This window comes from Pseudonocardia sp. P-1 (assembly GCF_058111925.1).
The window spans coordinates 2461778-2477104 of the sequence record NZ_CM176614.1; the positions used below are offsets into that span (position 1 = coordinate 2461778).

The 15327-nt window shown below is 66.2% G+C and carries 11 protein-coding genes; 4 read left to right on the forward strand and 7 right to left on the reverse strand.

Annotation, left to right across the window (positions count from 1 at the left end):
• The 7 genes from dpdG to AC0GKK_RS11930 all read right to left on the reverse strand — a co-directional run bounded on the left by dpdG (position 1) and on the right by AC0GKK_RS11930 (position 11441).
• Positions 1–885: a protein DpdG gene (gene dpdG / locus AC0GKK_RS11900; protein WP_489883835.1), complete on the reverse strand. Its 885-nt coding sequence runs from the start codon at positions 883–885 to the stop codon at positions 1–3.
• A gap of 1 nt (position 886) precedes the next feature.
• Entirely contained in the window at positions 887–3469 is a 2583-nt protein-coding gene (dpdF, locus tag AC0GKK_RS11905; RefSeq protein WP_489883836.1) for a protein DpdF, read from the reverse strand.
• Entirely contained in the window at positions 3459–6752 is a 3294-nt protein-coding gene (gene dpdE / locus AC0GKK_RS11910) for a protein DpdE (RefSeq protein ID WP_489883837.1), read from the reverse strand. The genes dpdF and dpdE overlap by 11 nt, the downstream gene beginning before the upstream one ends.
• Positions 6753–7188: 436 nt before the next feature.
• Positions 7189–8331, reverse strand: a complete 1143-nt coding sequence (gene dbpB / locus AC0GKK_RS11915; protein ID WP_489883838.1) for a DGQHR domain-containing protein DpdB — start codon at positions 8329–8331, stop codon at positions 7189–7191.
• Positions 8324–9595, reverse strand: coding sequence for a tRNA-guanine transglycosylase DpdA (dpdA, locus tag AC0GKK_RS11920; protein WP_489883839.1), 1272 nt, complete (start codon positions 9593–9595; stop codon positions 8324–8326). The genes dbpB (AC0GKK_RS11915) and dpdA overlap by 8 nt, the downstream gene beginning before the upstream one ends.
• Positions 9592–10746 (reverse strand): DGQHR domain-containing protein DpdB, encoded by a 1155-nt coding sequence (dbpB, locus tag AC0GKK_RS11925; protein ID WP_489883840.1) that lies wholly within the window; start codon positions 10744–10746, stop codon positions 9592–9594. Before dbpB (AC0GKK_RS11925) ends, dpdA begins: the two co-directional genes overlap by 4 nt.
• Positions 10743–11441 carry a hypothetical protein gene (locus AC0GKK_RS11930; protein ID WP_489883841.1) on the reverse strand — a complete coding sequence of 233 codons (699 nt, stop codon included), beginning with the start codon at positions 11439–11441 and terminating at the stop codon, positions 10743–10745. The genes dbpB (AC0GKK_RS11925) and AC0GKK_RS11930 overlap by 4 nt, the downstream gene beginning before the upstream one ends.
• Before the next feature lie 299 nt (positions 11442–11740).
• On the opposite strand from AC0GKK_RS11930, the gene queC reads away from it, so the two are divergent.
• The 4 genes from queC to AC0GKK_RS11950 all read left to right on the forward strand — a co-directional run bounded on the left by queC (position 11741) and on the right by AC0GKK_RS11950 (position 14952).
• Complete coding sequence (queC, locus tag AC0GKK_RS11935) at positions 11741–12433, forward strand: 7-cyano-7-deazaguanine synthase QueC (protein ID WP_489883842.1); 693 nt, start codon at positions 11741–11743, stop codon at positions 12431–12433.
• Between the two features lie 2 nt (positions 12434–12435).
• Positions 12436–13068 (forward strand): 7-carboxy-7-deazaguanine synthase, encoded by a 633-nt coding sequence (gene queE / locus AC0GKK_RS11940; protein ID WP_489883843.1) that lies wholly within the window; start codon positions 12436–12438, stop codon positions 13066–13068.
• On the forward strand, positions 13065–13430 hold the full coding sequence (gene queD / locus AC0GKK_RS11945; RefSeq protein WP_489883844.1) for a 6-carboxytetrahydropterin synthase QueD: 366 nt from the start codon (positions 13065–13067) through the stop codon (positions 13428–13430). The genes queE and queD overlap by 4 nt, the downstream gene beginning before the upstream one ends.
• A 130-nt stretch (positions 13431–13560) precedes the next feature.
• On the forward strand, positions 13561–14952 hold the full coding sequence (locus AC0GKK_RS11950; RefSeq protein ID WP_489883845.1) for an IS701 family transposase: 1392 nt from the start codon (positions 13561–13563) through the stop codon (positions 14950–14952).
• The last annotated feature ends 375 nt before the right edge of the window (positions 14953–15327 follow it).

Below are 15327 nucleotides of genomic sequence, written 5' to 3' on the forward strand. Positions count from 1 at the left end.
TCAGCCACGGAGCGCCTCCAGGACCGTGATCGAACTGAACGTCCTTGGGAAGCCGGGCTGGTCGGGATCGTGGAGGTACAACAGGGAGCGGGCGTCGTCGTCCTGTTCCAACCGGATCCACCGCTCGTCGTGGCCGCGCAGCAGCGCGAAGGATAGGGCCGCGCCGGCGTGGTTCGTCTCGGGCGCGGCCAGTCCCACCGCGCGCGAGTGGTCTCCGCCGGGCAGCACTGGCAGCGCGGTCCGCAGTTCGCGCAACGCCGTGGCCGGGTCAAGGGACTGGCCGGGCTGCCAACGCGCCCGCACTGTCCGGCGCACGGCCGTGGTGCAGTCGGGCGTGAGCCGGGCGGCCGTCGAACTGTCGGCGGAGGTGGTCAGCGCTGGCGTGCTGAAGCCGAGCGCGCTCGACCACGAGCAGAACGGGTTCCAGCGCGTGTCGTTCGTGATGGGGTTCCCCAGGTGCTCGTGGATCGCTCTGGACTGCCGGGACTGCACCTCCGACCACCCGAGCGCTGGCGCCGTCGGATCGTTCGTCAGGAACCAGCACAGCGCGCGGATCAGGTCCCGCGGGCCGACCTGCGTGGCGTCCTCACCGACGCCGGTGTTGTTGTCCGGAGCGAGCACCGCGAGGCGCAGCGCGTCGACGACGTCGTCGGGCTCGATCGTCGCGCAGCCCACCGACGTGATCCGGTCGTCCTCCCTGACCATCACGCCGAGCCTGGTGAGGCTGGACAACGACGTGTCGAAGACCTTCCTGCCGTCGACGGAGGGTGGGGTGAGGAGGGCTCGCGCCTCGTCGACGGGCATCGTGCCCCCCGCATGGACTAACAGCCGCAGCATCACCACGACGTACTGCGGCAGCGGGTCGTCAACGTTCAACAAGCTCACGTCAGAGGACCTTTCCCGCTACGTCGACGGAGATGCTGGCCGGGTGGATGTCGCAGAAATACCCCGGTTTGGCCGGGTGCGGCAGATCCCGAGGATGGAGCAGGTAGGTCGGGGCGGGTACCTCGAGCCGTGCCTCTAGGTGCGGGGTCCACCCGTCGCGCCCGACGACCCAGACGACGGGGGCGTCACCGGCCAGGAGGGCTTCGTCGGCATCCATGATCACCGGGTGCGGCCGCGCCAACTTCTGGACTGCGGTGCTCTCCTGCTCGGTGAGTCCGGGACCACCGACGATGACCATCCCCCGCTGGCACAGGCGGCCCACTAGGCCCGGCACCCGCTGCTGGCGCTCGGTGGCCGTGTCCCACCGGATACTGAGCAGGGGGGTCTTCGCGGACCGGAACCGCGCGAGCGGATCCGGTGAGCCGACAGGGAGCCAGGCGACGTCGGGGACCGGTTCCCACGGCGTGCGATACAGCCCGTCCGAGGCCGGCCCGCCCTTCCGGCACCGCGGACACCCCCGGCAGGCGGCGGCCGTGCTCAGTTCGAGACCGCGGTAGGCGGTTGTGTAGTAGTTCGCCAACTCCTCACCCATGCAGTGGTCGCCCGACATGGCTTGCCGCAAGCGCTCCAGCGCGGCCCACTGGCCGGTGAGGATCACGCTCCGGATCTCCTCGATGCGCTCCGCGAAGTACACCCGGTCGTTGGTCCGGCCGCCCAGCGAGACCCGCACCTTGGTCGCGAGGTCGGCGAAGTGCTGCCGCATGCGGGCGTCCCGGTCCTCGCCAGTCGCGTCGACGACTGGCGGGGCGGTGTCCGGCGGGTGCAGTTCGACGAGGTTTGCGCGGACCATCAGGTTGAGCGTTCGGATGTTCCACATCCGGTTCGCTTCCCCGGTCTCGGACAGGTGGGGCGGGCGGCTGTCGAGGTCGAGGTCGAAGATGACCTGCCCTTCGTCGTGGCGGCACTGCCGGAACATCGCCTCCCACCGGTCCCAGGCCTTGACCGGCCCGATGATGGCGTTGGCGTTCAGAGTCCGCGCGACGGGCTCGTCGGACTTCGCGGTGGCGATGTAGGCGAGCGACGGCCGGCCGTCGCGTCCGCCCCGGCCGACCTCCTGGTAGTAGCGGTCCACGGTCTCGGGCAGGCAGGCGTGGACCACCGACCGGACGTCGGGGAGGTCGATCCCCAGGCCGAACGCAGACGTGCCGACGATGACATCGAACCTGGTGGGGCAGGCACCGGCAGCCGACTGCCCGCCCCAGCCCTCGAGCGCGGCGCGTCGGTCCGCGGAGTCCGAGCCGCCGGTCACCGCGGCGACCCGCTCGCAACCGGCCTCCCGCAGCATTCCGACCCACCGCTGCGCGTCGTCGACCTTGGACACGTACAACGCCAGTGGTCGGGGGAGCCTGGTCACCGCCCCGAGGACCGCGGCGTCCCGCTCCCCCACCGTGGCGAACTGGTCCACGTACAGGCTGGGTTCGGTGCGGATCTGCGCCGCCCAGACGACGCGCGCCGGGTCCGATCCACCAAACAGTTGAGCGATCGTGTCCAACTGCAGGCCGGTGAGCGTGGCGCTCAACGCCACCACGCGCGGCGCGGACCCGGCCGGCGCGTGGCGCCGCCAGTTGCGCAGTTGGCTGGCGATGGTTTGGAACTCTGGGCGGAAGTTGTTTCCCCACTGCTCGACCAGGTGCGCCTCGTCGAGCACCAGCGTGTGAAAGGTGCCGGCCTCGGCGGCGGCCTGCAGGTGCCGCGACAGGCTGGTGCTGACCGCCTCCGGCGAGGTGAACAGGACGCGCTGACGACCGGCGCGGATGGCGTCGACGACACCGCGCTTCTCGTCCGCGCGCATGTCCCCGCTGTAGGCGAAGGCGTCGTTCGTGTCGGTCAACTGCCGCACGCGCCGCTCCTGGTCGATGGCCAGGGCAACCGTCGGCACGACGACCAGAACCAGGCCCGGGCGTCCGAGCATAGCCGGGGCCAGCACCGTCTCGGTCTTGCCCTGTCCGGTCGGCAGGCACACGACGGTGGTGCTGCCCGGCGGAGCCAGCACCACCGAGCGAGCGGCCTGCTGCTGCCCCGCGGACCGGTAGTGGGTGTACTTCGGTCCGAGCGCGGCGGTCCAGAAGGGGTCCGCGGCGGGACCAGACACGGACCTGCGCAGCCTCGAGTGCAGGCCGCGGTGCACCTCGCGCAGATCGGTGCGGGCCGCCTCGGCCTCTTCCGTGGACGCGTCGAGCGGCCGAGGCTCCCATTCCTGGGCCCAGACCCGCATGTCGCCGTCCGGCCCGGGCAGCGCGCTGCACCCCGCGCGCTCCCACTCGCGCTTGCTCGGCAGGTCGTTCCCGACCGGGACTGTGAGCGGCGAGTCGTTGCCCACGGCCGCGGCTTCCAGCAGCACCTGGCGCACGAGCAGGGCCACATCGAGGCGACCCGCTTCCCCGCTGGCTAGGCCGGACAGCGCATCGAACAGTCGGCGCGACGTACCGGCGAGTCCGGCCGGGTCGACGGGGCCCGGCCACCCGGTGCCAGCCCTCCACTGCGTGAACATCCGCTGCGCGGTGTACCAGCTGTCATCGGCCACGGAAGACCCCCGGGACGCGCACCACGCACACCGCCGCGACCAACTGGGTGGTGGGCCGGGACAGCCCACCGACCAGAGCGGCCGTGACCTCGGTGTCGACCAGGTAGCTCTCCACGTCGCCGAGCAGGTGCCCCGCGGCGCTGCGGGCCTTGGCCTGGGCGCGGGCGATGGCCATCCGCTGCTCCGCCGCCGCCTGCGCCTCCGAGCAGCGCCGGTGCAGGTCGGTCACCGCGGCCATGTGGGCCCTGCCCGTCCGCTCCGCACCTGTGAGGCAGGACTGGTACTCGTCCTGGCCGCCGAAGATGTCCAAGAACTCCCGCAGGCGTTCGCCGCTGTAGTTGCGGTCGCGTGTGTTCTTGTCGTAGGGGCGCTCGAGCCACCGCCGTTGGCCCTCGTCGACCACGGGCTCGCCGCCGAAGGCGGGCACCCACACGCGCACGACGAACGGCGGCAGGAGCCGATCCGCCTGGCGCCGCAGCGCCCGTTCGACCCGTGCGTCCCGCAGCGAGAGCGCCACCGCGGGGCCCGTGTCGGCGGAGACGAGGTAGTCGAAACCGAAGTAGGGGTCCGCTCCGCCGGTCTGGTGCGCGTACGGCCTGCTGAACGCGGTCGCCTGACCGCGATCGTCCTGCCACGCCCAGTCGGCGAGCGCATCGGTGAGCGGGTTGCCAGAGCGGAACAGGCGGGTCCCCGGCCTTCGCAACGAGACCGACCGGTTGAACACGCCGTTCACGACGGCTGGGGTGAGCCCGGCCCGCTTGCGCCTCCAGTGGTGCGGGTCGATCGACGGGCGGGAGTTGACGACGTCGTACGACTCGACCTCACCGCTCGAACGGTGGCGCACCCGGACACCGCCGTCGTGCTCCGAGGTGAAGCCGTGGAACGCCGTCCGCCACCGCGCCCAGTCGGTCTCGAACCGGCTCAGCCGGCCCGCCACGCCAGCGTCCGGGTCGGGCTGGTTATGGATGGATTCGAGAAGGTCCATCTTCTCAATCTCCAGGCGCGCCGCCTCAAGTGCGGTGAGGACGGACCCGGTGCAGGCGCCGAGGCCGGCCGGGCCGAGGTCCAGAGCCTGAGTCCACACGTCGTCAATGCCGTCGACGATGGCGTCCTGTAAGGGGGACACGGACTTGTCGAAGACCTCGTACCCGTCGGTGAGCAGTTCCGCCCAAGCGTCGCCAATGCTCGTCTCACCGTGAGCTGAGCTCAGCCGGTACTGCTCGGCGGGGGCCGACTGACTCACCGCGTCGACGCTGCGGTAGCGGTCGAGGCGACCGAGTCTCTGCTCGAGTTGGTTCGGCGACCAGGGCAACCGCAGGTGGAAGGCCGAGTGGGCCAGTTGAAGATTCAACCCGTCTTCGCCCGAACCGTCGAGCACAAGGAGCCGGGCGTGATCCTCCGGTCGTATCGATGCGCTCCACGTGCGCACAGCATCGTGGGAGTTCTCCGGCCCGGCGCTGCTCGTATGCGTCCCGACAACGACCATTGGGAACCGTCGGCGCAGGTGCGCCGCGAGAAGGTCTCCCAACTGCCCGGGGCCGCAAAAGAAGGCCGCACGGCGGCCCTTCCGCAGTACACGCGCCACCGCGCGGCAGGCGCCGTCGAGGGCCGACCTACGGATCTCACCGTCGTCAAGTTTCTCCAACTGCAGGACGAACTCCGGTTCGAACGGCAGCGCCGGCACAGCGCGTAAGGTCCGCCGCTCGTCCGCCGTGAGGCCGGCCCGGTCGGCCGCCGTGCGATCGGACCGGATCCGCCAGCGCAGGCTGTCGAGCAGGTCATCGACAATGATTCCCGTCCGCGACGCCAGGACCCGCAGCACGCCGCCGTAGGCGCCGCGATCGCCCGCCACGCCCTCCTGACCCAGGTGGTCGGCCGACTCCCGCTGCCACTCGAGCAGGTAGCTCTCCGCCGCGTCATGCGCCTCGGAGTCCAGGCTGAGCACAACGGGCGGACGCCGTCCACGGACCTCGTACTCGGCGAACTCGCCGTCCAGATCATCGGTCAGGACGGTTGCCCGGCGATGCCGGATGATCCGCCGATGCAGCCGATAGGTCTCGCTCAGGTGCGCTCGAAGTTCCTCCACGCGCACGGCCAAATCCGACTCAGCGACGCCTGAGCGCAACTCGCCGTCCCCGTCGATCGCTTCGAGCACCCGGGCGGCCAGGCCCTCGAAGAGGGGGTCGGACTCGCCAAGGATCTCCCGCACCTCCTCTATGGAGGACTCCAGGAACACCGAGAATCGCGCGTCGAGCGAGTAGATGCTGTCGGCCAGGGCGATTCGGCGCTCGTACCTCTCGGCGAACTGCTGCGCCCTCTCCCACGGGTAGAGGCCGGGGTCGAGCAAGTGCAGCAGCCCCAAGTGCGTCGTGTAGTGTGACGTCGTCGGGGTCGCTGAGAGCAACAGGACCTTGGGCACTGAATGCGCTAGCGCGCACAGCGCAGCGTAAGTCGGGTTGGCAGGCCCGTCGACCTGCGTGATCCGATGCGCCTCGTCAACGACCAGCAGGTCCCAGTCGTGGTGGTCCGCCCAACTGCCCGGATCGTCGTGCGACCGAAACTTGACCTTCGCTTGCGCGAAGTCGTCGATGAAGAACTTGGACAGAAGTTCCTCCACCCACTGCCGGCGCAGACTCTCCGGCGTCAGCACCACTACGCGCGCACGCGGGTCGTCCAGCAGCGTCTGCCGGATCACGTACCCGGCCTGCACCGTCTTGCCCAGGCCCACCTCGTCGGCCAGCAGGTAGCGCTGGACCGGGTCCGACAGCACCGTGAACGCGGCGTTGATCTGATGCGGGTAGATCTCCACCGCCGAGGAGAGGAAAGCCGCCGTGCTGGCACTCGCCCCGCGTTGCGCCACCAACCCCTCTAGAAACGGCAGGCGCGTGTTGCGGAAGTACCCCGACTCGTGGGCGCCCACGCCGAGCACCGCGAGAGGGTCCGAGCGGCCACCATCCCACCGGACCTGCAGGTGGACCTGAGGGATCGGGAAGTCATATCCGTGATTGGGGAAGTTGACGAAGTACTCGCCCCGACCGCCCGAGGTCACCCGGCCCGGCAGCCACCGGCCCGTGTCCGGGTTGCGCCAGTACACCCGGGTCGCCGGGTCGAGTACGACGGGCACGCATTCAATGGACGACACCCAGGTCGACCGCGCTACCGGCGTCGCGACGGAATTGAAGAAGTCGACCCGCACCATGGGGCCATCCACCTCGCCCACGGAGCCGATCCCGGGGCTATCCGGGTAGGAGACGAAATCCCCGACGACCAGCGGCGCCGTCATCGCGCGTTGGCGCTCGCGAGGTTCCGCTGGTGCCGACGCCGATATAGGCGAACCGTTCCAGTGGCGGTAGTGAAGGCCGTTCCCGTCATCTGCGCAACACCATCGAGACTCCGCCGGTACACGTGGATCATGCGACCTCTACCCCCACGGCTCACTGCCGACCACCCTAGTACAAGCGTCACCCGGAGTGACCGATGCAGCGAGGTCGCCGAGTAAGCCAGGCGATCCTATGCAGGACGAGCACGACGGATGACACCCGCATCATCACACACAGGATCGGCGTCGGACGCACTCGGGGCACGAGTGGGTGATAGGCCTGGTGCTGGTAGACCCGGGGCATCGCCCAACTCCCGCCGCCGCACTGCTCGCTCTCCGAGCAGTTTTAGGCGGGTCCGAGTGATAGAAAAACGACCGTTAAGGAGCTAGCCCCGCTCTACTAGTGTGACGGCAGGAGCAGTTGCTCGGTGCCCGCCGCCCGACGAAGGGCTTGCACGAACAGGTTCGTCAACTTCCGAACGTCATTCGGTGTATTCTGCAGGCCGTTCCATCGACGCTCGTCGCCAGGCGACAGACGCCAAGTTCCGTCGGTCCAAGCAATGACGGGGTCAAGAGCGTCCAGGCTGGTCTTGATATGCTCGAGCGAGATCTCCGAGACCGACCCATCCGAGGTTAACATGTCCATGATGTAGCCGATGGCTTGAATTCCAACGCCGTGCGTAAGTCGTGACTTGCGCGGCGGCAACTCCCACGCGCCTTGCCACCGCTTCCGGACCTGGTCCCAGAAGGTTACGAGATGGCGCAGCATCAGTTCTTCATCGCCCTCACCAGTTCGAGGGTCACGGTACTGATAGAGCGAGCCTTCGTAAAGACTGTTCTCAATCATCTTGAGAACACTATTATCTTTAATGTAGCCGTCGGGAGTCGTCGGAGTAGCGATGGCACCTTTGAAAGGACTGCCGTCAGCAGTATTGAGCTGCGTCATCAGTGACGCGGGCAGGCGGCGTCGCGCATAGCGTGCTGGCAACTCTCCAGACGTCTCGGGCAGGAGTTCGTGGATGAGGCCCTTGGGAAGTGGCTTTGTGCTATTGACGAGGATGAACTGCGATCGCTGTTCCTGCTCGCCCGCTGCGATGAATCCGACTGCAGCCACCGGGAACTCGGCAAGGTCTGCATCTCTGATGGCAGCAGTTCGCTGCTGGCCGTCGACGAGCCAGGCTGGTTTGTCCGCCTCGTCGCACGCCTCGTCAATGGGGATCACCAGCTCGCCGGGTTGAGAGTAGGTGACGAGGTTCTCCCCTGTCGTTGGCGCAAACGGTTCGAAGCGAACCTGCTCCGTGAACGCCAGGACTATCGCGTTCGGCAGCATCGCTCCGTCAGACTCAAGGTAGCGCCGGATCGCCCTGATGTGGGCAACGACCTCGGGCCTCTGGTAGCCCTGCAGGCCAGCATCGTCGCGGCGAGCGCGTGAAACGGTGGTAAAGTCGTCGAGGCGCTTGCCGTCAATACCGAAGACGTAGATGTGCTTGTGTCCCTGGGTGAGGCGAAGCGCTGGTACGCGCAAGAGGTATTGATCAGCCACTGATGCTCCCCACTTCGGCTAAGTTCGTCTGGCTTCCCGCCCGCCGCTCTGCGACTGCAGGTATCGCGTGCATCTTGGTGGCAAGTACCGACAGATTGTGGAAACCCCGCCGCTTGTTGCGCTCAGTCCCACGGAAGATGATCATTTCGATGCCATGGTGTTCGCAGAGCCCACACCGGCATCGTCTCCACGGGGCCGCTTCTAGGGTCCGGCGGTACTCCGGGACTCGAGACTTCTTGACGTTGATGATCGCCTCGTAGTCGGCGAGGACGGCGAGTACGTCGTCCACGTCGAGTCCTTCTCGGTCGTAGCGACGTAGGCGACTGAGGCACTCACGTTCTGTCTTGATGGCGTCGCGCTGGACCACTTTCCCAGCCAATATTGCACGCTTCAGTGAGGCATTACCGTCCACCTGAGGCACGCGGATGGCCACGAACGGCCCGGCCTCAGTGTGAAAGTTGTCGCGGTCATCCATGAAAGCTTGCTTGAATGGACTGGTGCTGTCGAAACTTGTCACGCCGTAGCGGGCGAACTCGCTCATGGACTCGAATCGGCTCACTCCCAGCAGATGGAGTTCTGACTCAGGCGCGCGGACCTCTGCAATCGCGTCCAGACACGCCAAGATGTCGGGAGTCCTTAATGGAACCATTCCACCGAGCGCGATCCGACGGAAGCCCAATTCTTGGAGCACACGGACCGACTCGGCATAACTGGCTGGCGACCAGCCTTGGGCCGAGGCTACCGGTTCCACCCCTGAACTCCGGCGACTTAGCGCCGAGATGAAGTCTTCTGCTAGACGTAGGGTTATGCCTTGTCGGCCACGCCAAGCCGGGTCAGCGGTTTCATCAGTAGCCTTCGCGTCATAGGCGAGGATGACGTGATCGACGCTAACGCCTGAGTCGAATCCGCAGCCTTCATAAAAGTCAATGACCTCGTCAACCGTGTAGGGAGGCTCGTACTCACTCACGTAGTTGAAGGCGCCACAGTCGCCAATGGTTGCCATATAGTCCGGCAACCGGAAGTAGCGCCGCACACCGAGCCGATAGATGCGTTGCCGTTGAGACTCAGAGTACTTGCCGGCGCCGTTGACAGAGCCATCCACGATGGCTTTCGAAACCAAGATTCCATCGTAGGGAACCTTTGTTAACACTTCGTGCGCATAGAGGTCATCACGCTGCCGAACTCGAAGGGGACTGTACTCATCATGCACAAAGTCGTAGCTCGGAGAAACCATGTCCTGGCTATCGGGGAAGTAGAACTTCATCGACCCGCCCCTCTGGACTCGATATATGCCCTTATGAGGTAGTTCGACAGGGCGTTTATATGCCTCGAAACATTCTGCACGCCGTTCCATGGAAGGCCGAGGTCCGCCCAGTCTCCTTCAGTCCAGTGACACAACGGCGCGATGCGCGCCAACTCCTTCTCGACAGCGGCTACAGGGTCCTTGCCGCGGAGGTCGACGTGGACGATTACCCGTTCTAACAGGCGAGACATCGCTCGGATTCCTGCTCCGTGCATGAGTCGCGACTCCGTCGGAGGGACACCCCAAGCACTAGGGAAGGTGTTCCGGACGGCTGTCCAGTACACGGTCAGGAGGTGACGTATGCCGTCCGTGTCAGTTGTACCTGCCACGATATTCCGGTATGGGAAGAGTGCGCCCGAAGGTGAGTCAAGGGACTCCTTGAGTGCTTCGATCAGGCTATTGTCGGTAACTACACGCAGCCGCGTCGACTCCGACTCACTGGATGCACGCTTGATCAGTCCATGGAAGGGTGACCCTGGATCTTGATTGAGCATGTCAACGAGCGCGGACGGCAGACGACGGGCCGACAAGCGAGGCGATGGGGGGGTGAAGATCTCCGGCAGCAACTCCGTCACGAGGTTCGCCGGAAGCGGATGGACATTGTTGACCCGCAGGAATTGATCACGTTGAAGTTCGAGATTGGAAGCCGCGAAGCCCGAAACAGGGACAGGGAAACGTCGATTCGCGGCTTTGGCTAGCGCCAGACTGCGCTGCTGTCCGTCGACGATCCACCCAGGACGTGGCGCCGCTGGGTCGTTAGGGATCGGGATCTCGAGCGTGCCGGCAGTTGCGAGCCCGTCCGACGTGCCGGGTCCGCGGCTCGACTTGAACTTGAGGTCATCGGGAAGTGCGATGATCAAGCCGTTGGGGAACAGGACATCCCCTGAGTCGAGGTAGTTCTGGATCTGGCGGACGTGCTGCTTCTTCTCGGGCCGCTGGTAGCCGATCAACCTGCCCGCCTCGTCGCGTGAGATTCGGGCGACGTCTGCGACTTGATCAATCTCCTCCGCAGCGAGGGTGAAGAGGTAGAGGGGCACCTCATTGTTCTGGAGAACTCGTAGCGCTCGGCGCTCCAGGATGCGGTACCCGTGGAGATCGTTCTTGGGGCTCACGGAGTATCGACCGCCTTCGAGTACAGGGCAGCGAACCTTCCCTGCTCGCACGCTCTACCGCTGTCACGAAGTCTACGGAGCGCCCTCGTACGCGACAGACTCGGCTCCTCAGCCAGAGCAGCGCGAATGAAGGCCAGCACCTGCTCGTCGTCGAGAGGTTCCCGGGACCAGAACTCCTCGCGTCGCACATGCTGTACCCAGCGCGACCAGTCCTCCAGCCTCGCACTGCTGGTCAAACGGCCGTGTTCGAGCCTCGCCAGCCACTCACGGGCCATCCGGATCGTCAGGCCGGTCGCAGTGCCGCCAAGGGCCCCCCGCAAGGCGCGATCCGCAGCAATCCTCGTGATCCCAGGGACGTCGACGGCTCCACCGAAGAGCAAGACATCGTCCCCCCGCGCGCCGAGTCGGAGGAGGTCCTCGTGGAGTGCAACCGCATAGGCCTGCGACAAGACGAGGAGAACGCTGCCTCGCAACTCGACGTCCGGGTCGAGGGCATGGGGAGCCCTGCGCAGGAGGTGCCACCACCTCCGCACCTCAGGGGCGCTGCTACCGACGCTGTCAGATTGTCCCGTTGCGAACGTGGCGGAGTAGGACGGCGCCGGGGCGTTGATGCACTGCAGGCCTAGCCCAGCAGACGCGACCAGCAGACGTGATACGAAGCCTGCTCGATGTGCCGCTTCGAGCAGAGTCGGCACGACGCTCCAACTCTCACCTCGGTACAGGTCACGCAGCACATGAGTCGGCGAACTCCCGCGGAGGTGAGATCGCCATACTGCCGACCGCGTAGGCAGGCCGGACGGAGGAAGGTTGCGGACCTGCAGTACCTCTCTCGGGGCTGCAGCCTTACGGTCGGTGCAAGGTACCACGATGGTCAGTTCTGCCACTCATTGACTCCCTCACGCGACACGGAAACTACGGTGACACCCTGACGCAGCCTACCGACAGTTTCCCGCTACGCTGCGGACAGCTGCCACCAAACTGCTGAGGAGCCCGCATGTCGAAGCCAGCGATCGTGCTGCTGTCCGGGGGCCTGGACTCCACCACAGTCCTCGCGATGGCCCGAGCGCAGGGGTTCGAGCCCTACGCGCTCTCCTTCAAGTACGGCCAGCGCCACAGCATCGAGCTCGACGCCGCCGCACGGGTCGCGAAGGCCTTCGATGTCAGCAGGCACGTCGTCGCCAACATCGACCTTCGCGCCTTCGGAGGGTCCGCCCTCACGGCTGACATCGACGTGCCGAAGCACTCCTCCGCAGCTGACCTGAGCGGCGAAGGCATTCCTGTCACCTACGTCCCCGCCCGGAACACCATCTTCTTGTCGTTCGCGCTCGCCTACGCCGAGACCGTCGACGCCTCGGACATCTTCATCGGTGTCAACGCTCTCGACTACTCCGGATATCCCGACTGCCGTCCCGAATTCATTGCGGCGTTTGAGAACCTGGCCAACCTGGCGACACGAGCCGGAGTCGAGGGCGCGCGCACGACCGTCCACACTCCTCTCATCAGCCTCTCAAAGGCCGAGATCATCCGTGCCGGCTTGGAACTCGGCGTTAACTATGGAATGACCTGGTCCTGTTACGATCCGACAGCAGAGTCCAAGGCCTGCGGCCAGTGCGACTCCTGCCTTCTCCGCCTGAAGGGCTTCAGCGAGGCCGGCGCAGAGGACCCCGTACCGTACCGGAACCGCTAACGATGTACCGCGTCAAAGAGATCTTTTACACCCTGCAGGGCGAAGGTTCACACGCCGGAAGGCCCGCCGTCTTCTGCCGATTCAGCCTGTGCAACCTGTGGACAGGACGGGAATCCGATCGGCACCGAGCCATCTGCCAGTTCTGCGACACAGACTTCGTCGGAACTGACGGCGTGGGAGGGGGTCGCTTCGACGATGCCGAGCAACTAGCACTGGCAGTGGCTAGGACATGGCCGCACAGCGACATAGAGCATCGGATGGTCGTGCTCACCGGCGGCGAACCCCTCCTTCAGGTCGACGAGACGCTCACCAAGGCTCTGCACGACCACGGCTTCTACGTAGCGGTGGAGACGAACGGCACGCGCCAGCCTCCACCGGGGATCGACTGGCTCTGCGTCAGTCCAAAGATCGGAGCCGACCTCGTCGTCTCACGCGGCGACGAGTTGAAACTCGTGTACCCACAGACTGGTGGGTCCCCGTCGCAGTTCGAGGGACTGGACTTCCGCAACTTCCGCCTGCAACCCATGGACGGCCCGGCAAGGGCAGCCAACGAAGAGGCTGCCGTCGAATATTGCCTCAAACACCCGCGCTGGATGCTCAGCCTTCAGACCCACAAGTACTTAGGGATACCATGACGAGCACCCATGAGATCTTCCGCGAGTTCACGTTCGAGGCGGCCCATCGGCTTCCATCTGTACCGGATGGACACAAGTGTGCCCGCCTGCATGGGCATTCCTACCGCGTTATCGTCTACGTGCAGGGAGCACTGGACCCAGAGAACCATTGGGTTCAGGATTTCGGCGAGTTGAAGGACGCGTGGAAGCCCATTGGTGATCAATTAGATCACTACTACTTGAACGAGGTCCCCGGGCTCGCTAACCCGACGAGCGAGGTTCTCGCCGCGTGGATCTGGGAGAGACTTATCAGTAGGCTTCCTGGGCTATCGGCCGTCACGGTGCGAGAAACGTGCACCTCAGGAGCGACGTTCCGCGGGTAGCGACCCCAGGTACGCTAACAGCAGCGCTCATTGGTCGTCTCACGCTCCGCCCTTACTCCGCACTAGTACTGCAACGGCGTTTCGGCGTGTCGTGAGAGGCTGATCCGGGTTCGGCGGTGATGATCGCCGGGTGGTGGATCTTGCTGGATGGGTAGCGGCGTTGGACCAGGTCATCGCGTCGATCGGGCCGCGGTTCTTCCGTCGTGAGCCCCGCGCGCGGGCCGGGGCGTATGTGCGCGGCCTGCTGGCCGGGTTGGAGCGCAAGAACGGGTGGACTCTGGCCGAGCATGCGGGGGCGGTCTCGCCGGACGGGACGCAGCGGATGCTGCGCACCGCTGACTGGGACGTCGACGGGGTCCGCGACGACGTGCGCGACTACGTCCTCGACGCCCTCGGCGACCCCGCAAGTGAGGTGTTCGTGGTCGACGAGACCGGGTTCATCAAGAAGGGCCTGCGTTCGGCGGGAGTGCAACGCCAGTACACCGGTACCAGCGGCAAGGTCGACAACTGTCAGCTCGGGGTGTTCCTGGCCTATGCCAGCTCGAAGGGGCGGGCGCTGATCGACCGCGAGCTCTACCTGCCGACCTCGTGGACCGAGGACCGGGACCGCTGCGCCAGAGCCGACGTGCCCGATGAGGTCGGGTTCGCCACGAAACCCCAGCTCGGGCTGGCGATGCTCGACCGCGCCCACGCCTGCGGGGCCCTCACACCCCGCTCGTGGGTGACCGCCGACGAGATCTACGGACAGAATCCGACCTTCCGCACCTGGCTGGCCGACCGGGAGATTCCGTTCGTGCTGGCCACTCGCAACGACGACGTCCTGACCAGCCCGGACGGGCATCGCCGCCAGGCCAAGGTCCTCGCCACGATCGCCGGCGCCCGCGACCCCGACACCGGCCGCAGCGGGTGGGAACGGCGCCAGGTCGGCGCGGGCGCGCACGGAGAGCGGATCTATGACTGGACCACCGTCGCCCTCGACCCGGCCGGCCTACCCCACGGCTGGGGACACTGGCTGCTCGTGCGCCGCCAGACCGAACCCGGGCAGGGCAAGACCACCCGGGAGCTGGCGTTCTACCGCTGCGCCGCCCCCGCGGCCACGCCGCTGCGCGAGCTGGTCCGCGTCGCCGGCGCACGCTGGGCGATCGAGGAATGCTTCCAGACCTCCAAGAACGAAGCCGGCCTCGACCACTACCAAGTCCGCTCCTACCGAGCCTGGTACGCCCACATCACACTGGCCATGCTCGCCGCCGCCTACTTGTCCGTCACCCGCGCACAGGAGGCCGAAAAGGGGATCTCCAGCCGAGCGGACCGGCCTGATCCCGCTGAGCGGCAACGAGATACGGCGTCTGCTCGCCACCCTCATCCTCACCCCAGCCGCCTGCCTGGCCAGCACACTCGCCTGGTCCACCTGGCGCCGACGACGCCAGCACCAGGCCCGGACCTGCCACTACCGCCGCCGCGGCCAACGCCCACCAGCCTGACAAAACGCCGTTGCAGTACTAGGCCCGAAAGTCGTCGATGAGGAGCATGTCAAGGTGCAGTGCCCGCAGCGCAGCGAGGACGAACGACCTTGACGTGTGACGAGCGACGACCACGATAGAACAGCGGAGAGGGACTCATAAGGCTTGTAGCCACTGGGCGGAAAGCCGCCCGAAGGTCCATGGGTCTCGACCACCTGCGCGCCCTTGAGCGTGTCGGCACCACCGAGGCGGTCCGGCTGTCGGCTTATGAGTTGCCCCGGTGCTCACCTACCGGGGCGCGTTTCTACTGAGGACCGGGCCGACGTCCGGCGATCAGGAATAACTAACGCAGGAAAGGAACAGCACTTCCCTTCTGCAGCAGTAATACCAAAGCACTCCCCCAGGCAAGCTACTAACACCTTAGGGGAGTGCTTTTT